The following is a 25337-nucleotide window of genomic DNA, read 5'->3' as shown; positions in this document are numbered from 1 at the left end:
GGAGCAAGGCGCTAGGCATCTCTTTTTCGGCGCTGTATAGAGCGAGAGGAAGTGCTCACTAACAAGAGCGCGATGATCAGCAGCGCGGGCCCCAGGGCCAGCTTCAGCTTGTCCAGGCTCTCCTGCAGGTCGGTGCCGACGGCGGGGCACAGCGGTGCCGCCCACGGATTGACCTGCTGCCAGGCCAGCCGCAGCGCCTCGAAGGAGGCGCCGGCACTCCACCAGGCGGCGATCAGCACCATGCTCGCCATCGCGAGCGGGCCGCTCCATGGCTGGAGCAGCAGCAGCACGCCGAGGCCGATGGCCACGATCTGCCAGAACAGCAGGGCCTTCATGAGGTAGAGCCCGGCAAAGAGCAGCAGCACCATCAGCCAGCCCAGCCGGATGCTGCGCAGCAGCGTGACCGCGACCACGCCGGCCAGCAGCGCCCAGCCCAGCCCGAGTGCGGCCGAGGGCAGCTTGTCGGTCAGCAGCCCGGCCGCCACCAGCGCGAGGCCGATGCCCAGGATCGCGCCTTCCATCGCCGCGCCGGACGCGCCGGCCCCCGACAGCCGGTTCGCCAGCCAATACAGGATGCGCACCGGCCATTCGGTGATCCGGAACAGCACGTCGATGGCGTTGAAGCCGCCATGCTTCGAGCCCAGCGCCGCGTGGGTGGTGGCCAGCGCCTGGCTGGTGGTGCGCGTGAAGAGGTCGGTGCCCGGCTGCAGCGCGAGGGTCTCGGAGCCGAGCAGGTCGGCCTGCACCAGCCGCACCGCGTCGTCCGGCGCCGGCACCTCCGGCCGGCCGGCCGGCGCCACGCGCGCCAGCAGGGGAACGCCGGCCAGCGGGGAGGGCGGCGCGCCGCTGCGTCCCTCGGCGATCAGGCTGACCGCGATCTCGGGCAGTTCCCGGCGCAGGGCCTCCAGCTGCAGCCGGCGCGTGAGCGCGGCGGCGCAGTATTCGAGCACCGGCGGCGGCAGCGTCGCCGGATGGTCCAGCCATTGCAGCTCGGTCCGGATGCGGGCTTCGTCTTCGAGCCAGCGGGCTCGGAGCACCTCGTGCAGCGCCGGCTCCGCGCTCTCGACCGCCAGTGCGCGCAGGTACTGCATGACGTAGTCGGACGACTTCCCGAACAGCGGTCCGCCGGCGCCCGCCTGCACCTGCCGCAGGCCGTAGCGGCGCTGCAGCGCATCGGGATTCAGCGCGATGCGGATCGCGCGGTCGATGCCGTCGAGCCGGCCGAAGGTCCAGTCGTTGGCGCGCCACGAGCGCTTGTAGAAGGCGCCGAAATGCGCCAGCTGCATGCCGTTGAGCTTGCGCGAGGGGTCGTCGCGGCCGCCCCAGGCCGATGCCAGCCGCGCGCTGATCTGCACCAGCTCCGCCTGCGCGTTGGGCGTGCGCTGGCGCGAGCAGGCCGTGACCTCGAACACCTCGAGCGCCAGCATGCGCCAGGCGATCCGGTCGACGCGTTCGGGCGCGTCGCCGGGCTGATCGACGAAGAAGTAGAGGGTCAGCGCGTTCAGGTCCTTGATCGCCTCCTCGACGTCGGCGCGCCGCCTGAGTTCGGGGTCCTGGCGCCCGTGCTGCGCGAGGATCTCGGCGATCGGCTCGCGCAACGACGCAAGCAGTTCGCACAACGCGCGCGCGTCGCTCAGGTTTTCGGCCTCGTGAGTGGCGCCGGAGTCCTGGTTGCTCTTGTCCAGCAGCGCCACGATCATCGCGATCGCGTCGTCGAGGGGCGGCTGTTCGCCGCCGCTCGAGGTCCAGGCGTCGACCAGCGCCACGAAGCGCTCACGGCCGATGTCCTCGATCTTCTTGTTGCCCCGCAGCCGGCGCTGGCGCAGCCGTTGCACCAGGGCATAGACCTCGCGCCACACGGGTTCGAGCTGCCGGTCGCCGATGCGCGACAGGTCGCGGCGCAGCGCCCGCCCGGCCGGGCTCGGGCCGGCATCGAGCCGCTCCCAGGCGGCCGTCGGCGCCTCCCGGGCGGGGTCGGCCAGCGGCGGGCCGGCCACGGTGTCGCCGCGGTTCTGCGACCAGCGCTCGACCAGGCCGTGCATCCGCTGGGTGCGCCGCAGCACCTCGATGGTCAGCTCCGCCATGAATTCCAGCGGGTACATGCCCCAGGGCCAGCCGGCCTGCGGACCGGTCAGCAGCGCCGTGGCCGGTTCGTAGCGCTCCGGAATGCGCCCGGCCCAGACCTGCGGGAGGTCGGCGCTGCGCCAGGTGCTGCGCAGCCACTGGCGGGTGGCGCGGCGCATCGCGACATGGGTGGCGCCGCCGGCCGGGGCATCGCGGTGCGGTGCGGCCAGGCCGGCCTCGGTCTCGGCGATGAGGTAGTCGATGACGCCGTCGATCCGGCGCGCCCGGTAGGCCGGCAGCATCGCCGCCGCGCTCTGCATGAGCTGCACGGCGCCGACGTGGCGCACGGCGCCGACGAGGCGCTGCCAGCGGCTGCTCGCCTCGTCGTTGTGGGCGCGCAGCCGCGCCATGTGGCCGGAGATCGACTGCGACGCCGGGATGCTGACCAGGCTGCGCCAGGCCACCTGCGCCAGCGTGGGCCTGGGCAGCGCGTTGTTCGCGTCGGGCACGCGCCGTTCGGCCTCGGCGGCCGGATCGGGCACCACGTAGGCCAGCACCCGCCGCGTGTTGCCCTGCGCGGGCAGCCGCGCGATGCCTTCGAGCGCGGCGTCGAACGGGCGGTTGTCGAGGATGCCGCCGTCCAGCAGCAGCGTCTGCCCGGTGATCGGCTGGTCGGGCGACAGGCGCGCGCGCAACGGCTGGTGCGGACTGAACACCTCGTCCTGCGGGTCGTAGTGCGCCGGCTCGAAAGCCACCGGGAACGAGGCCGTCGCCCGCGCCGCGAAAGCCAGCTGGTCGACGATGCGCGGGCGCTCGAAGTCGTCGGCCTCGCCCTCCAGCCGCTCGAAGCGCCACAGCGAGCGGTGCACCGTGTCCTCGATCACGGCGCCGAAGTCGTCGAGCTGCTTCTGCGACATGCCGTCGAGCAGCGTCGACGTGAGGCTCAGCAGCATCGGCGCCTTGTCCTGCGCCGCGGGGTCGGCGCCTGTCAGGTCGCCGAAGGCGCGCCGGATCTCGGGCAGGAACCCGTCGTCGCCGCGCAGCAGCGAAGCCGGCTGCGGATCGTCCGGATCGCGCATCAGGCGGTCGAGCCCCGCGGTGTCGAGCCAGATGTCGCGCAGCCCGTAGAGGCTCTTGTCGTGCACCTGGGCCAGCGCCAGCGCGGCCCCGTTGATGCCGCCCGCGCTGGTGCCGCTGATGACGTCGATGCGCGCGGCGGTGCCGGTCAGCTCGAGCAGCCCCTTGTAGACCGGGTGCGTCTCGCGCACCAGCCGGTTGAGCTCGAACGAGACGCCGCCCATCCAGACGGCCAGGCTGACGCCGCCGTTGAGCACCAGCGCCAGCCGCAGTTCTTCGGTGCGTGGCTCCTCCACGCCGGGCATCGGGGCAGTGGCCATCGGACTCTCCTTGTGTGCGGCCGACCGGGCCGCGACGCCTCAGGCGCGCTGCAGGCGGTACAGCGCGTCGCGATAGATCCGGTACACGGGGCCGATGCTGTCGAGCGAGACCCGCTCGTCGGCCGCGTGGATGTTCTCGCCGTGCAGGCCGAAGCCGCACAAGGTCGGCACGCCCAGGCCGTGAAGGTAGTTGCCGATGTTCGACGGCCCCACCACGGTGGTCGGAAGTGAGATGCCGAGTTCGGCGCGGCCGGCTTCGCGCAGCGCGGCCACCATCGGGTTCGTGTCGGGCACGCGGTAGGCGGGCCAGCCGGCGGTCCATTCGATGTCGGTCGCCGCTGCGGCGGCGTACTCGGCATCCTGCCGCTCGACCGTGCGGCGAACCAGTTCGCGCGCGCGCTCGTCGGTGAAGCCCGGCGTGAGCCGCAGGTCGAGCCGCAACTCGCACAGGTCGGGCACCTGGCTGTAGCCGCCGTCGCCGGCGTGGATGCCGGTCAGCGTCAGCTGGGGCGGGAGCCCGAAGGCATCGTCCGCCGCCGGCGGCCCGGCCGCCTCGAGCGCGCGTGCGAGCGCGGTGGCCCGGGTGATCGCGTTCAGCCCGCGCTGGCGGGTGGCGCCGGAGTGCGCGGCAATGCCGTGCACCGCGAGGCGAGCGCGCAGGAAGCCGCGCCCGCCGGTGACGATCCGCTGCATTCCGGGGTAGCCGATGATCACGCCGTCGGGCCGTGGCGCCGGTCCGTCATCGAAGGGCTGGTCGAAGAAGGCGCGCGCGCCGCCGAAGCGGCCCGAATGCTCGTCGAGGTCGAACAGCACGCCGAGCCGGCCGGCGAAGCGATCCCGCTCGTGGCTGAACGCCTGCAGCAGGTGCGCGAACAGGGTCGCGCCGCCCTTGGAGTCGGCGCTGCCGCGCCCGTAGAGCCAGCCCTCCGAGATCCTCGGCTCGGTCGGCGGCGAGGTCCAGGTGGCGGCCTCGCCGAAGCCCGCGGTGTCCAGCGTGGCGTCGAGCACGGTCCAGGGGCCGCCGGCCTGCGCGCCGCGCACCTCCGCATAGAGGCCGAGCGCCTCGCCATCGGGACCTTGCAGCCGGCGGAAGGCCAGGCCGTGCGCATCGAGCCAGCCCTCCATGCAGTGGACCACCGGCCCCAGCGCGTCGGTGCCGGCGCGGCTGGGCGTGCGCACCAGCGCCTGGAGCAGCGCGACGATCGAGTCGGCGGGGACAGCGGGGCTTGGCATGCGACGCTATTGTGCCGCCGGCACCAGCAGCTCGTGCAGCATGCGCCGCGCGTTGAGCGGCAGCGCATCGACGTCCCGCACGCAGGCCAGCAGGTGCCGCGCGGCCCAGGCCTCGGCGATCGGGATGGCGCGGATCTCTGGCAGGGAAGGGGAGCGGTCCGCCGCGGCCTTCGGCACCACGCCGACGCCGATGCCCTGCGCGACCATCCGGCAGATCGCCTCGAAGCTGCGCACCCGCACCCGGTAGGCCAGCCGCTTGCCCAGCCGCCTGGCGTGCAGCGCCACGTGCGCCTGGAGCGGGCTGCCCTCCGCCAGGCCGATGAACTGGCTGTCGACCACTTCGGCCAACGCCACGCGGCGGCGTCGCGCCAGCGCATGGCCGCGCGGCACCACCAGCACCAGGTCGTCGCGCCGGAACACGAAGTGCTGCAGGCCCTCGACGTCGACCACGTCGGAGACGATGCCGATGTCGCAGAGCCCGGTGCGCACCGCGTCGACGATGTCGGCACTGGCCTGTTCTTCGAGGTCGACCGACACCCGGGGATGCAGTGCCAGAAAGCGGCCCAGCGCCTCGGGCAGGTGTTCGGTCATGGCCGAGGTGTTGCACAGCAGGCGGACGTGGCCCTGCAGGCCGGCGCCGTAGTCGCCGAGCTCGCCGCGCAGTCGCTCCATCTGCTGCAGCACCAGCCGTGCGTGGTGGACCAGCGTGCGTCCGGCTTCGGTCGGCTGCACGCCCTGGCTGGAACGCAGCAGCAACGGCGTCCCGAGGTCGGCCTCCATGCCGAGCACGCGCTGGCTGGCGGAGGCCAGCGTCATGTGCGTCTGCGCGGCGCCGCCGGTGATGCTGCCGGCCTCGACGATGTTCTCGAACAGGCGCAGGTCGGTGAGGTCGAATCGCATGCCGGCAAGGTACCACGAGGGCCCTCAGCCTGTGCCTGAGGCAGGGTGTGCAAGTTCCGCATTTTCAGACGAAGCCGGCGCCGCGACACTGCCTCAATGCTGGAATCCAACTTCTCTCTATGGGCCCTGGTGGCGGCTGTCTTCATGTTGGCGGGCGTCGTCAAGGGCGTCGTCGGCCTCGGCCTGCCGACACTGTCGATGGCGCTGCTCGCCGTGTGGATGCCGCCGGCCGCGGCGGCCGCGCTGTTGATCGTGCCGTCCCTCGTGACCAATCTCTGGCAGCTGCGGCCTTGGGCGAGCGTTTGGGGCATGTTGCGCCGGCTCGGCGGCATGCAGCTCGGCATCGTCGCGGGCACGCTGGTCGGCGCCTGGTGCTTCGGTGCTCCGGCCGGTTCAGGGGCGAGGCTGGCCCTCGGGCTGGCGCTGGCCGGCTATGCGGCCTGGGGGCTGCTGGGGCGCCCGCTCGATCTCCCTGCGTGCCACGAAGCCTGGCTGGGCCCCCTCGCGGGAGCGCTCACCGGCGCGATCACCGCGTTGACGGGCGTGTTCGTGCTGCCCGCCGTGGTCTACCTGCAGGCGCTGAGGCTGTCGCGCGACGAGTTGATCCAGGCGATGGGGCTGTCCTTCACGAGCTCGACCTTCGCGCTCGGCTTCGCGCTGGCGGGGCAGGGCGGCTATTCGGCGCCTTGGGTCGGCGCCTCGCTGGCGATGCTGGCGCCCGCGCTGGCGGGCATGGCGCTGGGCCAGCGGCTTCGGCTGCGGCTTCCCGTGGCCGTGTTCAAGCGCTGCTTTTTCGTCGGGCTGGCGCTGCTGGGCCTCTACATGGTCGGTCGCGAGCTGCCGCGTTGAGAAATCCTTGCCTCGTCGCACAATGCAATTCGCGACGAATCGACCCGACAAGGAGCAGGCATGTCAATGCACGTACTGTGGGACACCGCGATGGCGAGTCTGGCGTCGTCGATCTCCACCCCGTCCGGCATCGTCGCCGTGTGCTCGGCAGGGGTGGCCGGCGCGCTGGTGGTGGTCAGTTCGTTCGTGAAGACCATGATCCCGCTGCGCTGTCTCGCGGTGGGCGGCAACCTCGGCTTCCTGGTCTACGGGGCGCTCCACCCCTCGCTGATCATGATGCTGCTGCACGGGGCGCTGCTGCCGATCAACATCTGGCGCACCGCGGAGATGGTGCGTCTCACGCGTCGCGTGACCGCGGCGGCGGCGGAGGACGACCTGTCGGGCGTCTGGCTGCGGCCCTACATGCGCAGCCGGCGCCTGAAGGCCTCCCGCGTGCTGTTCCGCAAGGGCGATGCCGCCCGACACCTGTATTTCCTCGCCTCGGGCCAGATCGAATTCGTCGAGATCGGCGAGATCATGGAGGCCGGTCGCCTGTTCGGGGAGATCGCCTTCTTTGCGCCTGACAAGCGCCGCTCGCTGACTGCGCGCTGCGTCACCGACTGCACCGTGCTGCGAATCGACGAAACCACCTTCAAGCAGCTGTATTTCCAGAACCCGGCCTTCGGCTTCCAGGTCGTGACCCTGGTCACGTCGCGGTTGATCGCCGACCGCAAGCGACTGGAATCCCTGATGGCGGCGAACGCACCGCGGGCACCGGGCGCATCGGGAACACCGGAAACGGTCGTCCTGGGCACCTGAAAAAAAGAGCTCAGGCCATGCAGGCGCGCGCCGCGCCGAGGATCATTTCTTCGGAGGGCAGCTTGCCGATGCCCGCGAGCCCTTCGCGGGCGCATTCGATGTCGTGCCAGCGCACGATGCCTTCGCGGTCGATCATGAACATCGCCTTCAGCTGCGGCCATTGGCGGTCGACGTCGCCCAGGTCGGTCGGCGTGCAGACATAGCCGTCGAGCTCGGTCAGCACCTTGGCGGCTTCCGACACCGGCAGCGGCTCGGGCAGCTCGCCGGTCGGATTGACGCGGATCTCGTCCAGGGCCTGGATCAAGGCGGGCRTCGCCTCGGGCTTGGGCACCCGGTAGGCGCGGTGCGTCGACAGGGCGGGGTCGGACGCCAGCCGCAGCGGCGTCGGCCGGAACTTGAAATAGAGCCGCGCGTTCTCGGGATCGGTGGCCACCACCACCAGGCTCTCGACCCCCAGCGCCTTCAGCTTGACCTCGAACTTGCCGAGCTGCACCAGTTGCCGGCGGCAGAACGGGCACCACAGGCCGAGCATGAGCGCGAGGAACACGGGGCTGCGCCCGCGGTAGTCGGCGAGCGCGATGGTTTCGGGTCCGGCCACCGCCGGCAGCGCGAAGTCCGGGGCTGCTTCGCCCGGTGCCACGGGGGATTCCATCTGGGAGGTCATGTCGAATCTCCTTCCGACAGGTTCAGCAGAGAAACGGAAGCACCATCAGGGCGTCGGGCTCGAGGCCGGCGCGCTCGCAAACGGCCTGTGCCTTGGCCAGATAGGTCTCGGCCTGCGCCATGCGGCCGGCGTCGAGGTACAGCGTCGCCAAACCATCGTAGCAGGGAAAGAGCAGCTGAGGCTCGTCGATCTGCTCGGCCAATTGCAACGCCTCGTTGTAGGAAACGAAGGCGCGCGCATGGTCGCCGTGGCATTGGTAGATCTGCCCCAGCACGATCAGCGGCACCGCCAGGTGATCGAGCAGGCCGAGCCGGCGGTCGAGGCTGGCGGCGGCGCGCGCGGCCTCGATGCCCTCGGCCTCGCAGCGGCTGGTCAACGCGCAGTAGGCGACCGCGAGGTTGGCGTAGAGCCTTGACTGGAAGCCGAGATCGCCGACCTTGCGCGCGGTCTCGAGCCCGCGCAGGCAGGTCTCGATGCTGCGCTGCGGATCGAGCGACGCATACAGCACCCCGAGGTTGGTGTAGCCCCGGCAGGCCGCCTGCAGCAGTTGATGCGCCTCGGCCTGGGCGACGCTGCTCTCGATCTGCGCCACCGCCTCGGACGGCCGGCCCAGCCGCGCCAGCGCGACGCCGAGCGTGTTGCAGGCCTCGGCGCGCACCACGGTGGCCTCGCGCTCGCGCCCGAGCGCATCGGCCGGCAGCTCGGCCAGTGCGCGCTGCGCCAGCGCCAGGGCGGCGGGGCTGTCGCCGGCGCGGAAGGCGAGCCGGCCCATCTCCTGGAACAGATGGGCGCGCTCGATCGGATCGCCGTCCGCGCCCAGGGCTTCCAGACCGGCGCTGAAGCAGGCGCCGGCGCGCTCGCGCTCGCCGGCTTCCCAATGCAGTCCGCCGATCTTGCGCAGCGCGCGCGCGGCCCGCACCCGGTCGCGCTGCGATTCGGCCCCGCGCTGCACGAACTCGTACTGCGCCAGCGCCTCGGCGCGCCGGCCCTGAAGCCCGAACAGGTCGGCCAGGCGCTCGCGCGCGTCGAGCGTCGCGGCCTCGATCGAGGAAATCGAGGCCGGCGTGTCCGCCGGGGCCTCGGCCAGCGTCCGCAGCGCGCGCTCGTAGTGGCGGATGGCGTCGTCATTGGCATACACGGCGCGCGCGCGGTCGCCGGCGGCCAGCAGGTAGTGGGCGCCGCGCGCCTTGTCCGGCGACAGGCTCCAGTGGTGGCCGAGCGCCTCGAGTTCGGCCAGGCGGCGCGGGCTGGGGGCCTCGCCGTCGGTGCTCGGCTCCCAATCCGCCAGGAAGGTCGCTTCCAGGGCCTGGCCCGCCCGCTGGTGCAGTTCGGTACGCCGCGCCAGCAGCAGGTTCTGATAGGCGACCTCGTGCAGCAGCGCGTGCGTGAACCGCCAGCGCAGCCCGCTCGCCGCCCCGGCCCGGATCAGGTCGGCCGCCGCGAGCCGGCCCAGCGCCGCTTCGGTCGACGGCGGGTCGCTCGCGATGCGCTGCAACAGCCCGGCATCGAACTCGGCGCCCAGCACGGCCGCCTCCTGCAGCATCCGGCGGTCCTGCGCATCGAGCCGGTCGATGCGCGACAGCAGCAGGCCGTACAGCGTCGACGGGACGTCCACCGCGTCGTGCGTGGCCTCGCAGACCCAGCGTTCGCCCTGGCGCACCAGCATGCCGCAGCCGGCCAGGCTGCGGACGATCTCCTCGACGAACAGGGGGTTGCCGCCGGCGCGCGCCGCCACCAGTTCGCGCACGGGCCCCAGACCGTCGTCGGCCGCGGCGCCCAGCAGGTGGCTCACCAGCGCGCCGGCGTCTTCGTCGTTCAGGGGGGCCAGCTCGACGATCGAATGCTCGGCCCGCAGCGGGCGCAGCGCGCGGGCGTCGGGGCGCTGCGCGACCAGCAGCATCAGGGGCCGGTCGGCCAGCTGGTCGATCACCTCGCGCAGCAGGTCCACCGACGCCGCATCGGCCCATTGCAGGTCGTCGATCACGATCATCACCGGCTGCCGCGCCAGCCTGCGCTCGAGCAGCGCACGGGCTGCCAGCGTGATCTGGCGCTGCAACTGCTCGGGGTCGATGTCGCGCGGCCCGGTGTCCTCGATCCCGAGCAGGTGGCTCACCACCCGTTCGACCGCATCGACCTCGTCGGCGTCGGCGCCGAGGGCCTTCAGGCCCTCGTTCAGCTTGCGTCGGGCGACGTCCAGCGAGTCGGCGGCGTCGACCCGGTAGACCTCGCGAAACAGCGCGCCGAAGGTGCCGTAGGTCGGCTCGCCGTGCGACGAGCAGGTGGTGCGGCGCACGCCCGTCGCCGCCAGCCGGGCGTCGCTCCCGAGCCGCTGGAACATTTCGGCCAGCAGGCGCGACTTGCCGGCGCCGGCCTCGCCGACGATGCCGACGAGCTGGGCCCGGCCGCCCTGCATGCGGTCGAACGCGGCCAGCAGGCAATCAATGGCCTCGCCGCGCCCGACCAGCGGCGCCACCAGCCCGAGTTCGGCCAGACCGCGCGCGGAAACCGCATCGGTGCGCGGGCCGCGCAGGCAATGGACCCGCATCGGCCGCGCCTTGCCGCGCAGCGCCAGTTCGGCGGCCGGCTCGAAGTCGAAGCGGTGCCGCACCATCGCGTGGGTGGCCTCCGACACCAGCACCGTGCCCGGCAGCGCGGCAGTGAGCAGCCGCGAGGCGGTGTTCACGGTGTCGCCCGTGACCGCATAGGCGCCGCCGGCACCGCTGCCGAGGCTGCCCGCGACCACCGCCCCGGTGTGGACGCCGATGTGCAGCGTCACCGGGCGGCCGAGGCGCGTGGCCCACTGCAGGCTCAGCCGCTCCACGCGCTGCATCATGTCCTGTGCGGCCTCGAGGGCGCGCAGGGGGTCGTCCTCGTGCGCGCGCGGGGCGCCGAACACCGCCATCACGGCGTCGCCGACGAATTTCTCGACGAAACCGTCGCTGCGCGCAATGGCCTGCGCCAGGGTCTCGAACAAGGCGTTCTGGAAGGTGCGCACGGTCTCGGGGTCGAGCTCCTCGGCCAGCGAGGTGAAGCCGGTCAGGTCGGCGAACAGCACGGTGACCTGGCGGCGGTCGGCCACCTGCTCGGGCTCCGCCGGGCGAGGGTCCGCCAGCCGCTGCCCGCAACGCTGGCAGAAGGACGAGGAGGGCAGCACTTCGGCGCCGCAGCCGGTACAGGTCGTGGTCATGGCGAGTCCCGTGCCCGGATGCTGCGCCAGTTCGGGCATGTGCGCCACCGGGGCGCCCCGCAAGCCGGGGACGGCGTTCCCAAGGCCGGCGGAATCCGCGCCGATGCCCGCCATCCACCATGGAATTCCTCAAGTTCATCCGGTCACTCGATCGCCCCCGCGGCGTCGCGAGGAGGCGGCAACGGATGTGCGTGACGCGGAGGCCCCGAAACCGCTAGAGTGCGCCTGATGACACCCACTCGCGACATCGGGACTTTTTGCGCCACCCTGGAGGCCCGAGGACCGGAGGCCGCCCTGGCGTACCTCAACGAAGCGGTGCCGCATCGCTATTCCGCTGTCTACCGCATCGACGGCGGCATGCTTCGCAACGTCTTCCTGCACGACAAGCAGCGGGAGGCGCGACCGGAGTTCCTGGCGGTGGTGCCTTTCGAGGTCAGCTTCTGCCAGTTCGTCCTGCGCGACGGCTTCTTCCGAACGACGGATTCGGGCGCCGATCCGCGACTGGATGGCCATCCGTACCAGGGCGTGATGGTCAGCTATCACGGGGTTCCGCTCACCGACCCCGCTGGTGGCCTGATCGGCACGCTGTGCCATTTCGACGTCGTCGCGCACGGGCTGGCCGACGAGGAATTCGAGCTGCTCCAGCGTGCGGCCCGGGTTCTGCCGGCGTACCTGCCCGAGCCTGGAACGACAGCATGAAGATGGCCCTCGGCAGGGTCAAGATCGTCCAGCTCAGCTCAGCGTCTGAGGATCGGCCTGTTGCGGCACGACCCTTCAAGGATGCTCGGGCGTGCGCGCCGTTGTTCGATCGGGCACCCCTGCCGCACGGCGCGTTGCGCTCAGCCGCGCGCGCCAGGCAATCATCTCTCCGGTGAGCCCACGCCGGAACACCAGTACGCAGACAACGAAGATCAGGCCGGTGATCGTGGTGACCGACTCGCCGAGCGTGTTGAACCAGTCGATCGACGTCCATCGCGCCAGGAACTGGCCCAGTTCGCCGATCTTGTTCTCGAGCAGCACCAGAACGGTCGCGCCCACCAGGGGCCCCGCCAATGTCCCAAGCCCGCCCACCAGGGTCATCAGGACAACCTGCCCCGACGCAGTCCAATGCACGTCCGAAAGTGTCGCGAAACCCAGCACCAGCGTCTTGAGCGATCCAGCCAATCCGGAGATGGCGGCAGAGAGCACGAACACCACCAGCTTGAAGCGTGCGACGTCGTAGCCCAGAGAGAGCGCGCGCGACTCGTTTTCCTTGATGCCGCGCAGGACCTGGCCGAACGGCGAGTGGACGATGCGCATGATCAGCGCGAAGCCTCCTGCGGCCACTGCGAGCGTCACGTAGTACATCGCGACATCGCTGCGCAGATCGACGAGACCGAACAGCCGGCCGCGCGGGACGCCCTGCAGTCCATCCTCGCCGCCTGTGAAAGGGGCCTGAAGGACCACGAAGAAGACCATTTGCGCCAGTGCCAGGGTGATCATTGCGAAGTAGATTCCCTGGCGCCGGATGGCCAGCACACCGAACACCCAGCCGAGGAGCGCGCCGGTGAGCGTGCCGACCAGCAAGCTGAGTTCGGGCGTGAAGCCCCAGACCTTGGCGGCGTGGCCCGCCACGTACGCCGAACCGCCGAGCAGGGCCGCGTGCCCGAGCGACAGCAAACCGGTGTAGCCGAGCAGAAGATTGAACGCGCACGCGAAGAGGGCGAAACACATGAGCTTCATCAGGAACACCGGGTATGCACCAAGCCAAGGTGCAAATGCCAGCGCCGCCAGAACGAGCAGATAGACGGGGATCGATGGTTGGGTCATGAGAATCGAGGAAGCGAATGAAGGGCGGAGCCCGAAGGGGCCGAGGCGTGTGTCACTTCTCTTTGCCGAACAGTCCTGCAGGTCGCAGCAGCAACACGATGGCCATGATGAGAAACACGACCGTCGATGAAGCCTCGGGATAGATGACCTTGGTCAGCCCCTCGATCACGCCCAGTCCCAGGCCGGTGAGGATGGCGCCCATGATCGAGCCCATGCCGCCGATCACCACCACCGCGAACACGACGGTGATGAGGTTCTGCCCCATCAGCGGCGACACCTGCATCACCGGTGCGGCCAGCACGCCGGCGAAGGCGGCGAGCGCACAGCCGAAGGCGTAGGTCAGCGTGATCATCAGCGGCACGTTGACACCGAAGGCCTCGACCAGCCGCGGGTTCTCGGTGCCGGCGCGCAGGTAGGCGCCGAGCCGGGTCTTCTCGATCACGAACCAGGTCGCGAAGCAGACCACCAGCGAGGCCACGACCACCCAGGCCCGGTAGTTGGGCAGCACCATGAAGCCGAGGTCGGTGGCGCCGGACAGCAGGTCGGGCGTGTCGTAGGGCAGGCCCGAGACGCCGTAGACCGATCGGAACACGCCTTCGATGAGCAGCGTCAGGCCCAGCGTCAGCAGCAACCCGTAGAGATGGTCGAGCTTGTAGACCCAGCGCAGCAGGAGCCGTTCGACCAACACGCCGAACGCCCCGACGGCGATCGGCGCCACGAACAGCATGACCCAGTAGTTGACGTCGAAGTAGTTCATCGCCATCCAGGTCAGCACCGCGCCCAGCATGAACAGCGCGCCGTGCGCGAAGTTGATGACGTTGAGCAAGCCGAAGATCACCGCAAGCCCGAGGCTGAGGATCGCGTAGAACGACCCGTTGACCAGGCCGAGAAGCAATTGACCGAGCAATGCGGTGGATGGAATACCAAACAGATTCATGGTCCTTCAGACTCCCAGCAGCTCGTTGAGCACCGGCATCTTGGCGTCGAGTTCGGTGGCGCCGAAGGCCTCGACGATGCGGCCGTGTGCCATCACGTAGAAGCGATCGGCCAGCGGCGCGGCAAAGCGGAAGTTCTGCTCGACCATCACCACGGTATAGCCCTTGGCGCGCAGCATGGCGATCATGCGGGCCAGCGCCTGCACGATCACCGGCGCCAGCCCTTCGGAGATTTCATCGAGCAGCAGCAGCTTCGCGCCGGTACGCAGGATGCGCCCCACCGCGAGCATTTGCTGCTCGCCGCCGGACAGCCGCGTGCCCTGGCTATGGCGGCGCTCCGTGAGATTGGGGAACATCTCGTAGATTTCTTCGAGCGACATGCCTTGCTCCGTGCCCTTGAGCCGCGGCGGCAGCAACAGGTTTTCCTCGCACGAAAGGCTGGCGAAGATGCCTCGCTCTTCCGGGCAGTACCCGATGCCGCAATGAGCGATCTTGTTCGTCGGCATGTCGATGGTCTCGGTGCCGTTGACACGGATGCTGCCTTTGCGCGCGCCGGTCAGCCCCAGGATGGCGCGCAGCGTCGTGGTGCGCCCGGCCCCGTTGCGGCCCAGCAGCGTGACCACCTCGCCGGGCTGCACCACCATGTCCACGCCGTGCAGCACGTGCGATTCGCCGTACCAGGCGTGCAGATCCTTGATCTGGAGTGCGGGTGTGCTCATTCAGTGGGCGCCCTGGAGTTGTCCGTCCGTGGTGCCCATGTAGGCCTCCATGACCTGCGGGTTCTTCGAGACGACGCCGTACGGGCCTTCGGCCAGCACCGCACCGCGCTGCAGCACCGTGATGGTGTCGGCGATGGTGGAGACCACACTCATGTTGTGCTCCACCATCAGGATGGTGCGCCCGGCAGAGACGCGCTGGATGAGTTCGGCCACGCGGTGCACGTCTTCGTGGCCCATGCCCTGCGTGGGTTCGTCGAGCAGCATCAGCTCGGGCTCCATCGCCAGCGTGGTGGCGATCTCGAGCGCGCGCTTTCGGCCGTAGGGAAGATTCACGGTCTGCTCGCCGGCAAGATCTTCGAGGTCCACCTGCGCGAGCAGCGCGCGCGCCCGCTTGTTGAGCGGGTCCAGCGATTTCTCGCTCTTCCAGAAATGGAACGAGGTGCCCAGCGCGCGCTGCAGGCCCAGGCGCACGTTCTCCAGCAGCGTGAGGTGCGGGAACACGGCCGAGATCTGGAACGAACGAATCACGCCTCGCCGCGCGATCTGCGCCGGCCGTTCGCGCGTGATGTCGGTGCCGTTGAAGAGGATGGTGCCGGAGGTGGGCTCCAGGAACTTCGTGAGCAGGTTGAAGCACGTGGTCTTGCCCGCACCGTTGGGGCCGATCAGGGCGTGAATGGCGCCGCGCTCGACCTTGAGGCCCACATTGCTGACTGCGGTGAAGCCCTTGAATTCCTTGGTGAGCTGGCGCGTTTCGAGAATGATGTCGCTCATGAGCCCTTCACGAGGGTGCAGCGCGATTCGCTCAGGGGCTGGAACGCCTGATCGCCAGGAATCACGGCCTTCACATGGAAGTAGTCCCAGGGGCGGTTCGATTCGGAGGGCTTCTTGACCTGCATCAGGTACATGTCGTGCACCATGCGGCCGTCTTCGCGAATGCGGCCGTTGCTGGCAAACACGTCGTTGATCCGGGCCTGGCCCAGCTGCTTTCGGACGGCAAGCGCCTCGTCGGTGCCGGCGGCCTGAACCGCCTGCAGATAGCTTCTCACGGCGGAATAGGTTCCGGCATGAATCAGATTCGGCATCCGCTTGTGCTTCTCGAAGAAGCGTTGACTCCAGGCCCGCGTCCGCTCGTTCAGATCCCAATAGAAGGCTTCGGTCAGCATGAGACCTTGCGCCGTCTGCAGGCCGAGCGCGTGCACGTCGGTGATCGATCCGGACAGCGGAACCAGCGTCTGGGTCTTCGTGATGCCGAATTCCCGCGCAGCCTTGATCGCATTGATCAGATCACCGCCCGCGCTGGCAATGCCGACGGCTTGCGCCTTCGAGGCCTGCGCCTGGAGCATGAAGGACGAGAAGTCCGGCGTACCGATCGGGTGACGTACGCTGCCGATGACCCGGCCGCCTGCGGCCTTCACTGCCGCTTGGCCGTCCAGCTCGATGGACTGGCCGAGCGCGTAGTCGACCGTCAGAAAATACCAGTCTCGTGCACCATCCTTCGTCACGGCCGTGGCTTGCGGCCTGGACGTGGAGTAGGTGTCCCAGGTGTAGCTGATCGTGTGGGGTGAGCAGTCCTCGTTGGTCAAGCGCATGCTGCCGGCGCCGGTCACCATCAGCAGACGGCGCTTCTCCCGAGTCACATTGGAGGCGGCGATGGCGACTGCCGAATTGATCGCGTCCACGACCATGTCGACCTGCTGCGTGTCGTACCACTCGCGCGCCTTGTTGGCGCCGACATCCGCCTTGTTCTGGTGATCGGCGGACACCATCTCGATGCGGAAGTCCGGCTTGGTCGTGGCCTTGAAGTCATCGATCGCCATCTGTGTGGCGATCACCGAGCCGYGACCGGCCAGCTCGGAGAAGATTCCGCTCATGTCCGTCAGTACGCCGATCTTGACCACGCCATCGGACACCTGAGGCGACGCGGCATGGGATGCGAGCTGGAAGAAGGCTGCTGCAGCGGCGGCGAGCAAACGAATGCGGTTGGAGCGGCGAAATGACATGGTGTATTCCTTCAATCAAGTGAAATGCCTAAACATGAGCCGGGCGGGGGGCGTCGCCCGGAGACGGACCGATGGAGGCGGCGGCGGGTGCGCCTACGCCGATGTGGCGTGCTGCCGCTGCACTTCGCGCCAGAGCACTTTTCCCGACGCCGACTTCGGCAGCTCATCGACGAAATCGACGACGCGCGGCACCTTGTAGGCCGCCATTTGCGTCTTCGCCCACGCGATGAGGTCTTCGCCGGCTTGTTGGGGCTTCAAGCCCTGGCGCAGCACCACGACCGCCTTGACGGTTTCGCCGCGGTAGTCGTCTGGCACACCGACGACGCAAGCTTCCTGCACGGCCGGGTTGCGGTACAGCAGTGCTTCGACCTCGGCCGGCCAGACCTTGAAGCCGCTGGCATTGATCATTCGCTTCAGGCGATCGGTGACGAAGAAGTAGCCTTCTTCATCGCGGTAGCCGATGTCGCCGGTGCGGAAGAAGGACTTTCCAGCGATGTCCTTGAATGCCTGCGCGGTGGCCTCTGGCTGCCTCCAGTAGCCTCGAAACACGGTGGCGCCGCGCAAGACGATTTCGCCCGCCTGGCCCGTGGGAAGTTCGACGCCCGTCTCGGGATCGACGATCCGCACATCGTTGCCGAAGATCGGGATGCCGAGGCATTGCAGCTTCGCGCGCTCGATCGGGTTGATCAGCGTCATGGCCGCCGTCTCCGTGAGGCCGTAGCCTTCCGCGAAATCGATGTCGAACTCTTGCTTCAGGCGCTCGGCCACCGCTTGTGGCATCGCGGAGCCGCCGCCGATGAGATTGCACAGCGCCTCCAGGCCGAAGCTTCGGTAGTTCGGGCTCGCGAACATGTCGATCACCATGGTCGGTATGCAGGCGAAGTGGGTGACGCCGTACTCGGCAATCCAGCGGCCTGCAAGCTCCCTGTTCCAGCGCGGCATCACGACGGCAGTGGCCCCGAGATAGACATTGCTCAGCACCCCGAAGACCAGCCCCGTGATATGGAACATCGGCAGCGCTGCAAGGCTGCACGAGGAGGCGCTCATCTGAGGCCACATGGCGCCGGCGAGCGCGTTGGGCATCAAGGTCTCATGGGTATGGATGCAGCCCTTGGGCCGCCCCGTCGTCCCCGACGTGTAGGGCAACATCACCATGTCCGACGGCCGAGCCTCGTGCGGCCGTGGCGTCAGCGACCGCGCGAGCGCATCGGTCCAGCGCTCGCATCCTGCAGGCAGCGCGTGCTCGGTCAGAAGCATGGCTTCCAGTTCGGGAGGAATGTCTTGGCTCGCGGGCGGCATCGGCAGCGCATCGGCATAGCGCGTGACAAGCACCGCGGGCGCGGCGCCATCGCCCAGGCCGCCGATGGCGGAGCACAGCGTCGCTGCCACGTCGGCGGTGCAGATCGCGGCGGTGGCTTGCGCATCTTCGAGGTAGTGCCGCAGCTCCTCCACGGTGTTCATCGGGCTGACCGGAACAACCACCGCATCGGCCCGCACGATGGCGTAGTAGGCGACCACGAACTGCGGGCAGTTCTGCATCTGCAGCAACACCCTGTCACCCTTGCCAACGCCGGCCGCCTGGAGCCAGCCCGCGATGGCGACCGCCTGCTGGCGCAGCTCGGCGTAGGGCAGCGCGCGCCCGAAGAACAGGTAGGCGGGTTTTTCGGGGTATCGCGCCGCCGACACCTCGAGGTTGAACCACAGTGACGTGCCTGGGACCGTGAGCTGCGCAGGCAGGTGGCGTGGCCAGTGCTTGGGTCGGCCCGGCGCAGCGCTCATGCCCGTTCCGCTGCGGTGGCAGCGGCGCCCATGCGCTCCTCGATCCAGACCGCGAGCTCTGCCAGCGTTTGCTTGGCCTCCGGCAGGAAGGGGAACAGCGTGAAGACGTGCACGGAGTCCTCGACCAGACGCAAGGTGGTGTCGACGCCGCAGGCCCGGGCCTTGTCCGCCAACCGTGTGGTGTCGCTGAGCAGCACCTCGCCGCGCGTCGCGGTGAGGAACAGCGGCGGCAAGCCGCGCAGGTCCCCGTACAAGGGGGACACGAGCGGATCGGTCGGCTCGTGTCCCTGGAAATAGGACGCGGCGAGCAAACTCAAGGAGTCCCGATGCGCGGCGGGATCTTCGCCAGAATGGGCTTGCACGCTGGGGCCGCTGAGTGTCAGGTCGACAAACGGGCAGACCGCGAAGACCCCGGCGGGTGCCGGCAGGCCCGCATTGCGAATCGCGATCGCCAAGGCCAGCGCCAGCCCTCCGCCGGAAGACTCGCCGCTCAACAGTACCTGCTGCGCCGGGACGCCACTGGCCAGCAGGCCTCGGTAGGCATCCAGCGCATCGTCGATGGCGGCGGGATACGGATGCTCGGGCGCCAGCCGATAGTCGACCGTGCAGCACACGCCCTGCACGGCAGCGGCCAGGCGCTGCGCGTACTCCAAGGAACTGCGGGCGGACCCCAGGACATAGGCGCCACCATGGAAATGCAGCACGACGGGGCTACTCAATGGCGCTTCCGCCGTCGTCACCCGCAGCGTTCGAACGCCTTGGAGCTCCACCTCTTCGACCCGAGCGTAGCTGGGGACAGGAAAGTGGCTCAGCAGCATCCGGTCGTATGCCTCGCGCATCCCGTCGTGGCCGCGAGCCACGTCTTCGGGCGTGAACGTCCCCTTCCAGAGATCGAACGCGCGCTGGCTCTCGGGCCGCTGCATCCGCTTGCCTTCGCGCGCTGCGGCCACGCCCACCACATCGCCGGGGGGCTGCTGGGCCGCCACGAGTTCGTTGTGGCCCCAGACAAAACCCCAGGAGGTCTCGGCCAGCGGATCAATGCGCGCCATGCCCTTCCAACGGCCGTTGCGCGCCTTCACGCGTTCAGGGTCGGATTCGTGCACCATCTTGACGATGGCGCGGGCGCCGGCCTGGACGCGCGTCGTGCGAGGCCTGCGGCGGCTTTCGTATTCCTGCAGCCGCTCGGTGACGCCAGAGTCGCCGGTACGTGCCAGGGTTGCAGCCAGGGTCCAGGCGTCCTCGATCGACTGACAGGCGCCCTGCGCCAGGAAGGGCACCATCGCATGAGCCGCGTCGCCAAGCAGCGTGATCCGGCCCGTGGTCCAGCGCTCGATAGGGTCGCGGTAGTACATGCCCGTGATGAAGCTGGACTCGATCTGCTCGAAGACCTTGCGGACGGTCGGCTCGGCCCCGTGGAAAGAGCGTTGCAGTTCTTCGATGTCGCCGCTTTCGGTCCAGGACTCGCGCTGCACCTCCGTCGCCGGCACCGAGGCGAGGATGCTGTAGAGGTCGGGGCGCACCCAGTACGAAATCACCGTACGCCCCGGGCCGAACCAGTTGTTGCCTCGGACCGGCAGCCGCAGCCCCTCGAGCTTGTGGGCCGGGATCAGCGAGCGCCACATCAGGATGTTGGCGAACTGGGTCTTGTCGGGGCCGCCCAGCGCCGTGCGCACCGCCGAATGGATGCCATCGGCACCCACCACGACGTCGGCCTCCAGCCGCTCCCCCTGAGCCAGGTCCACCCAGGCCCGATGGCCGTCCTGTCCGATGCCGGCGACCTTGACGCCGAGTCGGACCACCCCTGCAGGCAGCGCGCGCGACAGGATCTCGATCAGGTCGGCGCGATGGACGTTGTACATCGGCGCGCCATAGCGTGCGGCCGCCTCCGGCCCCAGCGGCGCCAGATAGAGCTGGCGGCCGGTCGCGAGGTCGCGATAGTCGTAGGCGTCGGGCTGAGTGCCGACGGCAGCCAATCCGGGCTCGATTCCCAGCTCACGCAACACCAGCGCACCGTTGCTTGCGATCTGGATTCCGGCGCCAACCTCCGACAACTCCGCCGCTTGTTCCAACACCAGTGCATCGATGCCGTGGTGCCTCAACGCCAACGCCGCGCAGAGCCCACCGATGCCGGCCCCCACAATAATCACTCGCATGCCCAAGAACTCCTTCTGTAAGATAACTAAGCCATATCTTTTAACTAAGTTAACTCGCTTAAATAAAGATCAAACCAGTGAAAACCCTGAGAGCTGATGGTTTGGAGACGCGTGCGCGACTCAAGGAGTCGGCCCAGCGTCTGTTCGCGCTGCGCGGCGTGGACGGCGTGACGGTGCAGGAAATCGTGTCGGCGGCGGGCCAGCGCAACAATGCGTCGTTGCACTACCACTTCGGATCGAAGCACGACCTGCTCAAGGAACTGGTGCTCGACGGCGCCCGGTTCATCGATGCCCGGCGCCAGGAGATGCTCGATCGCCTGGAGGCCGACAAGGCGCTTTCTGTGCGCAGCCTCGTCGAGGCGCTGGCGCTGCCGCTGCTTGAAGTCAGCACCCAGACGGGGCAGCGCACCTACATTCGCATGATCGCGAATCTGCAGCTCAGCGACCGTGCATTCCTCAGAGAGGCAGTCGGCGACACCTGGAATACAGGCTATCGACGCTGCCTCGCGCACCTGGCCGAGCTACTGCCTCAGCTGCCGCCGCCCATCCTGGAGCAGCGCCTGTCGCTGGTCGGCATCTATGGCAGTGCGATCTGGGCAGCGTGGGAGGCCGCCCAGGATCTGGAGGCACCCAATCGCTTCTGGGGCCCGGCGCACAGCGTGGAGAACGTGCTCGACACGCTTCAGGCCACGCTGGAGGTGCTGCCGTCCGAGTCCACCTTGGCGCTGTTGGCGCCGACCCCGGAGCCGCCTGCGGGCAGGCGGCCACGCGGCAAGAGCGGAGCCACGACCGCCAATCGCAACTAAGGCCATCAGCTGCTGTCCGGAACCAGCGCTTGACCGCGGCGCGCCGCCCGAGATCCGTGCCGAGGTCTGGAAGCGTTTCGTCGATGCGCTGTTGCCGCTGCGCGCGGCCGGCAAACTGGGCCTGGTGCATTTCCAGTTCCCGCCCTGGCTGACCTGCAATCGCGAAGGCCACGCGCACGTGGCGCATTGCGTCGAGCAGATGGCGGGCCACACGGTCAGCATCGAGTTGAGGCTCCAGAGTTGGCTCGACGAGGCGCACCGCGCGGCGACGATCGAGTTCGTGCGCGGGTTGAATGCCGTCCACACGGTCGTGGACGGCCCGCAGGGCTTCGCCAACAGCGTGCCGCGGCTGGCCGAGACCACGCACCCGGACTACGCGCTACTGCGCCTGCACGGGCGCAACGTCGACACCTACAACACCAAGAGCGCGCCGTCGGCCGCCGAGCGCTTCGACTACGACTACCCGGATGCCGAGATCCGCGAAAAGGTGGCCGAGGCGGTGCGCATCGCCTACAAGGTTCGCAACACCCACATCACCTTCAACCCCTGCGACGAGGACAAAGGGCAGCGCAACGGCATCACCTTCATGAAGATGCTGCTGGCGTCGTGTTCCGGCTGACCTCCCTTTCACGCTCGATTCCTTTCCGGCAATTTTCACGTAGACAAGGTCCGGGTCCTCGGACTAGACTGCATCCAACCCGTCACATTGAACGCATTCATCGTGTCCATGCACCTGTCGATTTCGAGTTTTTGCACCTTCGTTGCCTTTGAGCAGCGCAGTCGAACTATGTGGGGTAGCTAGCCCGCTCACTTCGCCAGGCGCCCCCCTCAAAGGCAACGAGTTCCGCTCGTTGCCTTTTTGCATTTTTGGACCTGAATCATGTTCAATCTCAATCCCTCGAAGTGGTGGCCCGAGCCGGTGCCGGCGAATTCGGACCAGGGTTGCAATCTCTCGCTGCGCCCGTTGGCGGTCGTGTTCGCCTGCTGCGCATGCGTGGTCGGCTGCGACCTCACGCCAAGCGTCCTCTTCGTATCGGATGGAAGCCCGGTTCGCCTGTTGCAATTGACCGATGCGCAGGACGAGTGCGCTGCACCGCGCCGTGTCTGCTTCCTGGCAACTTGGGATGGACAGGCGGTTCGTGGTTGCTGGATGCGCGAGCAGGCCAACGTCCTGGTCACCCTTCCAGGCGAAGTGCGGACTGTGCCGGTGGGTAGTTTCCGGCCGACCGCGTACGCCGAGTATCGGCGTATGTCCTTGGATTAGCGGCGCTGCGGCGCCTGCGTGGAGAGCAGAATGCGGGCCATGACCAGACCTTCGTGAAATCCCATGAAACATGACGCGGCGCCCCCACCCTTCCTCGGCAGCTGTCTGTGCGGCGCAGTGAAGTACGAGGTTCGCTCCGAGATCAAGGCGGTCTCGCACTGCCACTGCCGCATGTGCCAGAAAACCCATGGCGCTGCCTTCGGCACGTATGGCAGCGTGCCGGTAGGCGATTTCGCCATCACGCACGGCGCCGACGTCTTGCGCGGCCGCAGTTCGTCGCCCGGGGTCACCAGGACGTTCTGCTCTCTGTGCGGCTCCCCTGTGACGTGGCACAGCACGCATGGCGACGCAGATTCCTGGATTTCGTTCACCTTGGGAACGCTCGACACGCCAATTGCCCCATTGAAGCAGCGGCATATCCATCTTGCGTCGAAGGCGCCTTGGCATGCGGCTGACGATGCGTCGTCGCGGCGCCAGTGACAAGGCACTGGCACGGCCGGTTGCGATGAAGCGACCGGCCGACTTCGGCCTCACGGCCACGCGCGGCACGGCGTCGGCCGTCTACAGTCCCTCCGCCCAGTTGCGCCGCATGGCACGCCATAGCGTCAGGTCGTAGGCGATCTTGAGCAGTCCACACGCGATGAGCGGCATCGAGATCCATCCGGCCGCGAACATCGCCCCGCTCAGCGTCGGGCTGATGGCCGCGGCCAAGCTGCGAGGCACGGCCGTGAAGCTTGCCGCGGCGCTGCGCTCCGCGGGCGTGACCACGGCCATGACGTAGGCCGTGCGCGTGGGCACGTCCATCGACGACAGGGCGCTGCGGACCATGAGCAAGGCCAACGCCAGCGGCAGGCTGGGCGCCAGCGCAGCCAGCACCAGGCAGACGTTCGCCGGCAGATGCGTGAAGACCATGGTGTTGAGCAGCCCGATGCGCCGGGCGACCACCGGCGCAGCCAGCTGGGACGCGGCGCCGAGCAGGCCGGTCCAGAAGAAGAACACCCCGGCCTGCGTCAGCGTGAAGCCGAAGCGCTCCAGCAGCCACAGGGACATCAAGGCGTTGACGGTCAGTCCACCGGCAAATGCGTCGACACTGAAGAGGGCCGCCAGCCGCACCACGACACCGCGCGACGCGCCCAGCGGTGCCGGCGCGACGGGAGCGCTCGGCGCGTCGGATGCACTGCTCGCACCCTCGTGCGCCGGCAGATGTCGATAGAGCCAGAAGACGCCCAGGCCGATCGCGGCATAAACCAGAAACATGCCGCGCAGCGCATCCGGGCGTGCAAGCCCGCTGTGCCGAACCAGCCAGTCCGGCACGCCGGCCGCGAGCGCCCCCAACGCCGCGCACAGCGCGCCCAGCAGGCTGTAGCGCGCGAACAGTGCGGTCCGCGCCTGGCCTTGCGCCGCCCCGGCCAGGCGGGCGTGCTCCAACGGCAGGAAGACGCTCACGTCGCCCGAGCTGGGATTGAGCGTGCCCACGAGCGCGACGATCAGCAAAGGCCAGAATGACGACAAGCCCGCGAAGCCCAGACCCGTGGCGGCCATCAACAGCGCCGCGCCGCGCAGGAGTTTTCCGCCGGCGACGCGGTAGCCCCATGCACCCACCGCGAGCGTGGCCAGCGCGGATCCCAGCATCGTTGCGGTACTGACGATGCCGACTTCCAGCGTGCCGAGGCCGATCGACAGCAGATAGGCCGGCAGCAGCACCGCCATGTAGCCGTCGCCGAAGGCGCGCAGCCCCCGCGCGACGAGCAGGGGGACGGCGCCGGCATCGACCCCGGATGGCAGCAGAAATCCGAGGCCGGGAAGACGACGGGACGGCGGTGCTGATTTCATTCGCGTGCTTGCACGATGGACGTTGCTTTAGCGATAGAGACGCAAACGCATTATTCGCTACATGCCGATCCTCGGTGCTTCGCCGCGGTTCAGTACAGGTACACCGCTCCCGACGACAGTGCGCCCGTGTTGTTCTTGTCGCCGCCCAGGCCCGATGCGTTGCTGTCTTCGCCGAAGGCGCTCACCAGCAGCGTGCTGCCGTCGGTCGAGATCGACAAGCGGGCTCCGAACGAGTCGTTGACATCCGTCGCGGGCGCCTTGAGATAGGCCTGTTCGCTCCATGCGTTCCCCGCGCGCGTGAAGACATAGGCCGCGCCTGCGCCGTGCGCGCTGTTGTCCGCCGGCCCGGAGCCGTTGCCGCTTTCGATGTCGGCGCCCACGGCAAGCGTCTGCCGAGTGCCGGAGAGATCTAGCCGCCACTACATTACCGACACGCCGCGCTCGCGCGGCCTTCGACGATCGGCAACGGTCACGCATATTGACGGAATTTGAAGGAGCAACCTTGGGACTACTCGACGGAATGCTTGGCAACGCAGCCAAGATCGACCCTGTGAAGATTCAGCGTGAGTTCAGCCAGATCTTGGCCGCCGGGGAAGTGGTCGAACACGCCTATCAGCTAGTCCGAGACTACTTCGTGTTCACCGACAAGCGCTTTGTGCTGGTCGACAAACAGGGCATCACCGGAAGCAAGACCGAATACCACTCGATTCCCTACAAGAGCATCACGCACTTCAGCATCGAGACGGCTGGCACCTTCGATCTCGATGCCGAGCTCAAGATCTGGATCTCAGGAACAGCCGCTCCGATCCAGAAGCAGTTCAACAAGAAGCTCAGCATCTACGAGGTGCAAAGCGTGCTCGCCAGCTACGTACTGCGATAGTCGCGAGAAAGGCGCCGCCCGGCCAGCCACTGATGTCCGCGAGGCCCTCGCCCGGTTATGAGCCGGA

The 25337-nt window shown here is 68.6% G+C and carries 22 protein-coding genes; 8 read left to right on the top strand and 14 right to left on the bottom strand.

From position 1 onward, the window contains the following. Nucleotides 1-11 precede the first annotated feature (11 nt). The 3 genes from AB4Z46_RS23790 to AB4Z46_RS23780 are packed head-to-tail and all read right to left on the bottom strand — an operon-like array spanning nucleotide 12 to nucleotide 5594. Nucleotides 12-3461, bottom strand: coding sequence for a patatin-like protein (locus AB4Z46_RS23790; protein WP_442286009.1), 3450 nt, complete (start codon nucleotides 3459-3461; stop codon nucleotides 12-14). A gap of 39 nt (nucleotides 3462-3500) precedes the next feature. Then, nucleotides 3501-4694, bottom strand: a complete 1194-nt coding sequence (locus AB4Z46_RS23785; protein ID WP_442286008.1) for a M20 family metallopeptidase — start codon at nucleotides 4692-4694, stop codon at nucleotides 3501-3503. 6 nt (nucleotides 4695-4700) lie between these two features. Next, nucleotides 4701-5594, bottom strand: coding sequence for a LysR family transcriptional regulator (locus AB4Z46_RS23780; protein ID WP_442286007.1), 894 nt, complete (start codon nucleotides 5592-5594; stop codon nucleotides 4701-4703). Nucleotides 5595-5690: 96 nt separating this feature from the next. Between AB4Z46_RS23780 and AB4Z46_RS23775 the strand changes: the two genes are divergently transcribed. Together AB4Z46_RS23775 and AB4Z46_RS23770 are read left to right on the top strand one after the other, a co-directional pair. Further along, nucleotides 5691-6443, top strand: a complete 753-nt coding sequence (locus AB4Z46_RS23775; RefSeq protein ID WP_442286006.1) for a TSUP family transporter — start codon at nucleotides 5691-5693, stop codon at nucleotides 6441-6443. Nucleotides 6444-6503: 60 nt separating this feature from the next. Further along, nucleotides 6504-7241 (top strand): Crp/Fnr family transcriptional regulator, encoded by a 738-nt coding sequence (locus tag AB4Z46_RS23770; RefSeq protein WP_442286005.1) that lies wholly within the window; start codon nucleotides 6504-6506, stop codon nucleotides 7239-7241. Nucleotides 7242-7251: 10 nt separating this feature from the next. Here AB4Z46_RS23770 and AB4Z46_RS23765 read toward each other — a convergent pair whose 3' ends face one another. Continuing rightward, the gene (locus AB4Z46_RS23765; RefSeq protein ID WP_442286004.1) at nucleotides 7252-7905 is read right to left on the bottom strand and encodes a peroxiredoxin family protein; all 654 of its coding nucleotides are present in this window, start codon (nucleotides 7903-7905) and stop codon (nucleotides 7252-7254) included. A 22-nt stretch (nucleotides 7906-7927) separates the two neighbouring features. Further along, nucleotides 7928-11092, bottom strand: a complete 3165-nt coding sequence (locus AB4Z46_RS23760; RefSeq protein ID WP_442286003.1) for an ATP-binding protein — start codon at nucleotides 11090-11092, stop codon at nucleotides 7928-7930. Nucleotides 11093-11320: 228 nt separating this feature from the next. On the opposite strand from AB4Z46_RS23760, the gene AB4Z46_RS23755 reads away from it, so the two are divergent. Continuing rightward, nucleotides 11321-11791, top strand: a complete 471-nt coding sequence (locus AB4Z46_RS23755; protein ID WP_442286002.1) for a guanylate cyclase — start codon at nucleotides 11321-11323, stop codon at nucleotides 11789-11791. Between the two features lie 75 nt (nucleotides 11792-11866). Here the strand turns inward: AB4Z46_RS23755 and AB4Z46_RS23750 are convergent, their stop codons facing one another. From AB4Z46_RS23750 to AB4Z46_RS23720, 7 genes are all read right to left on the bottom strand, one after another. Further along, nucleotides 11867-12901 (bottom strand): branched-chain amino acid ABC transporter permease, encoded by a 1035-nt coding sequence (locus AB4Z46_RS23750; RefSeq protein WP_442286001.1) that lies wholly within the window; start codon nucleotides 12899-12901, stop codon nucleotides 11867-11869. Between the two features lie 52 nt (nucleotides 12902-12953). After that, nucleotides 12954-13838 (bottom strand): branched-chain amino acid ABC transporter permease, encoded by an 885-nt coding sequence (locus tag AB4Z46_RS23745; RefSeq protein ID WP_442286000.1) that lies wholly within the window; start codon nucleotides 13836-13838, stop codon nucleotides 12954-12956. A gap of 6 nt (nucleotides 13839-13844) precedes the next feature. Further along, nucleotides 13845-14555 carry an ABC transporter ATP-binding protein gene (locus tag AB4Z46_RS23740; RefSeq protein WP_442285999.1) on the bottom strand — a complete coding sequence of 237 codons (711 nt, stop codon included), beginning with the start codon at nucleotides 14553-14555 and terminating at the stop codon, nucleotides 13845-13847. Beyond that, the gene (locus AB4Z46_RS23735) at nucleotides 14556-15326 is read right to left on the bottom strand and encodes an ABC transporter ATP-binding protein (RefSeq protein ID WP_442285998.1); all 771 of its coding nucleotides are present in this window, start codon (nucleotides 15324-15326) and stop codon (nucleotides 14556-14558) included. It abuts the gene before it with no gap. Further along, nucleotides 15323-16555, bottom strand: a complete 1233-nt coding sequence (locus tag AB4Z46_RS23730; RefSeq protein WP_442285997.1) for an ABC transporter substrate-binding protein — start codon at nucleotides 16553-16555, stop codon at nucleotides 15323-15325. The genes AB4Z46_RS23735 and AB4Z46_RS23730 overlap by 4 nt, the downstream gene beginning before the upstream one ends. A 93-nt stretch (nucleotides 16556-16648) precedes the next feature. Then, on the bottom strand, nucleotides 16649-18334 hold the full coding sequence (locus AB4Z46_RS23725) for a long-chain-fatty-acid--CoA ligase (protein WP_442285996.1): 1686 nt from the start codon (nucleotides 18332-18334) through the stop codon (nucleotides 16649-16651). Then, the gene (locus AB4Z46_RS23720; RefSeq protein ID WP_442286054.1) at nucleotides 18331-20487 is read right to left on the bottom strand and encodes an alpha/beta hydrolase fold domain-containing protein; all 2157 of its coding nucleotides are present in this window, start codon (nucleotides 20485-20487) and stop codon (nucleotides 18331-18333) included. The genes AB4Z46_RS23725 and AB4Z46_RS23720 overlap by 4 nt, the downstream gene beginning before the upstream one ends. Before the next feature lie 77 nt (nucleotides 20488-20564). Between AB4Z46_RS23720 and AB4Z46_RS23715 the strand changes: the two genes are divergently transcribed. From AB4Z46_RS23715 to AB4Z46_RS23700, 4 genes are all read left to right on the top strand, one after another. Next, complete coding sequence (locus tag AB4Z46_RS23715) at nucleotides 20565-21293, top strand: TetR/AcrR family transcriptional regulator (RefSeq protein WP_442285995.1); 729 nt, start codon at nucleotides 20565-20567, stop codon at nucleotides 21291-21293. After that, the gene (locus tag AB4Z46_RS23710) at nucleotides 21238-21912 is read left to right on the top strand and encodes a DUF72 domain-containing protein (RefSeq protein ID WP_442286053.1); all 675 of its coding nucleotides are present in this window, start codon (nucleotides 21238-21240) and stop codon (nucleotides 21910-21912) included. Before AB4Z46_RS23715 ends, AB4Z46_RS23710 begins: the two co-directional genes overlap by 56 nt. 261 nt (nucleotides 21913-22173) lie before the next feature. Continuing rightward, nucleotides 22174-22557 (top strand): hypothetical protein, encoded by a 384-nt coding sequence (locus AB4Z46_RS23705; protein WP_442285994.1) that lies wholly within the window; start codon nucleotides 22174-22176, stop codon nucleotides 22555-22557. A gap of 63 nt (nucleotides 22558-22620) precedes the next feature. After that, nucleotides 22621-23037: a GFA family protein gene (locus AB4Z46_RS23700; protein WP_442285993.1), complete on the top strand. Its 417-nt coding sequence runs from the start codon at nucleotides 22621-22623 to the stop codon at nucleotides 23035-23037. An 81-nt stretch (nucleotides 23038-23118) separates the two neighbouring features. Here AB4Z46_RS23700 and AB4Z46_RS23695 read toward each other — a convergent pair whose 3' ends face one another. Then, a complete protein-coding gene (locus tag AB4Z46_RS23695) occupies nucleotides 23119-24390 on the bottom strand; it encodes an MFS transporter (RefSeq protein ID WP_442285992.1) in 1272 nt (423 codons plus the stop codon). Between the two features lie 89 nt (nucleotides 24391-24479). Further along, nucleotides 24480-24770: a hypothetical protein gene (locus AB4Z46_RS23690; RefSeq protein WP_442285991.1), complete on the bottom strand. Its 291-nt coding sequence runs from the start codon at nucleotides 24768-24770 to the stop codon at nucleotides 24480-24482. A 122-nt stretch (nucleotides 24771-24892) separates the two neighbouring features. Between AB4Z46_RS23690 and AB4Z46_RS23685 the strand changes: the two genes are divergently transcribed. After that, nucleotides 24893-25270 (top strand): PH domain-containing protein, encoded by a 378-nt coding sequence (locus AB4Z46_RS23685; RefSeq protein ID WP_442285990.1) that lies wholly within the window; start codon nucleotides 24893-24895, stop codon nucleotides 25268-25270. The last annotated feature ends 67 nt before the right edge of the window (nucleotides 25271-25337 follow it).

It is taken from the genome of Variovorax sp. M-6, assembly GCF_052114385.1.
Taxonomy (GTDB): Bacteria; Pseudomonadota; Gammaproteobacteria; order Burkholderiales; family Burkholderiaceae_C; genus Variovorax.
Note: the sequence above shows the minus strand (reverse complement) of the source record. Positions and strands in the feature narration are given on the sequence as shown.

Excerpts from the sequence above, each read along its gene's own strand:
- AB4Z46_RS23790 (WP_442286009.1), bottom strand. The coding sequence starts at position 3,461 with ATGGCCACTGCCCCGATGCCCGGCGTGGAGGAGCCACGCACCGAAGAA.
- AB4Z46_RS23785 (WP_442286008.1), bottom strand. The coding sequence starts at position 4,694 with ATGCCAAGCCCCGCTGTCCCCGCCGACTCGATCGTCGCGCTGCTCCAG.
- AB4Z46_RS23780 (WP_442286007.1), bottom strand. The coding sequence starts at position 5,594 with ATGCGATTCGACCTCACCGACCTGCGCCTGTTCGAGAACATCGTCGAG.
- AB4Z46_RS23775 (WP_442286006.1), top strand. The coding sequence starts at position 5,691 with ATGCTGGAATCCAACTTCTCTCTATGGGCCCTGGTGGCGGCTGTCTTC.
- AB4Z46_RS23770 (WP_442286005.1), top strand. The coding sequence starts at position 6,504 with ATGTCAATGCACGTACTGTGGGACACCGCGATGGCGAGTCTGGCGTCG.
- AB4Z46_RS23760 (WP_442286003.1), bottom strand. The coding sequence starts at position 11,092 with ATGACCACGACCTGTACCGGCTGCGGCGCCGAAGTGCTGCCCTCCTCG.
- AB4Z46_RS23755 (WP_442286002.1), top strand. The coding sequence starts at position 11,321 with ATGACACCCACTCGCGACATCGGGACTTTTTGCGCCACCCTGGAGGCC.
- AB4Z46_RS23750 (WP_442286001.1), bottom strand. The coding sequence starts at position 12,901 with ATGACCCAACCATCGATCCCCGTCTATCTGCTCGTTCTGGCGGCGCTG.
- AB4Z46_RS23745 (WP_442286000.1), bottom strand. The coding sequence starts at position 13,838 with ATGAATCTGTTTGGTATTCCATCCACCGCATTGCTCGGTCAATTGCTT.
- AB4Z46_RS23740 (WP_442285999.1), bottom strand. The coding sequence starts at position 14,555 with ATGAGCACACCCGCACTCCAGATCAAGGATCTGCACGCCTGGTACGGC.
- AB4Z46_RS23735 (WP_442285998.1), bottom strand. The coding sequence starts at position 15,326 with ATGAGCGACATCATTCTCGAAACGCGCCAGCTCACCAAGGAATTCAAG.
- AB4Z46_RS23725 (WP_442285996.1), bottom strand. The coding sequence starts at position 18,334 with ATGAGCGCTGCGCCGGGCCGACCCAAGCACTGGCCACGCCACCTGCCT.
- AB4Z46_RS23720 (WP_442286054.1), bottom strand. The coding sequence starts at position 20,487 with ATGCGAGTGATTATTGTGGGGGCCGGCATCGGTGGGCTCTGCGCGGCG.
- AB4Z46_RS23705 (WP_442285994.1), top strand. The coding sequence starts at position 22,174 with ATGTTCAATCTCAATCCCTCGAAGTGGTGGCCCGAGCCGGTGCCGGCG.
- AB4Z46_RS23700 (WP_442285993.1), top strand. The coding sequence starts at position 22,621 with ATGAAACATGACGCGGCGCCCCCACCCTTCCTCGGCAGCTGTCTGTGC.
- AB4Z46_RS23695 (WP_442285992.1), bottom strand. The coding sequence starts at position 24,390 with ATGAAATCAGCACCGCCGTCCCGTCGTCTTCCCGGCCTCGGATTTCTG.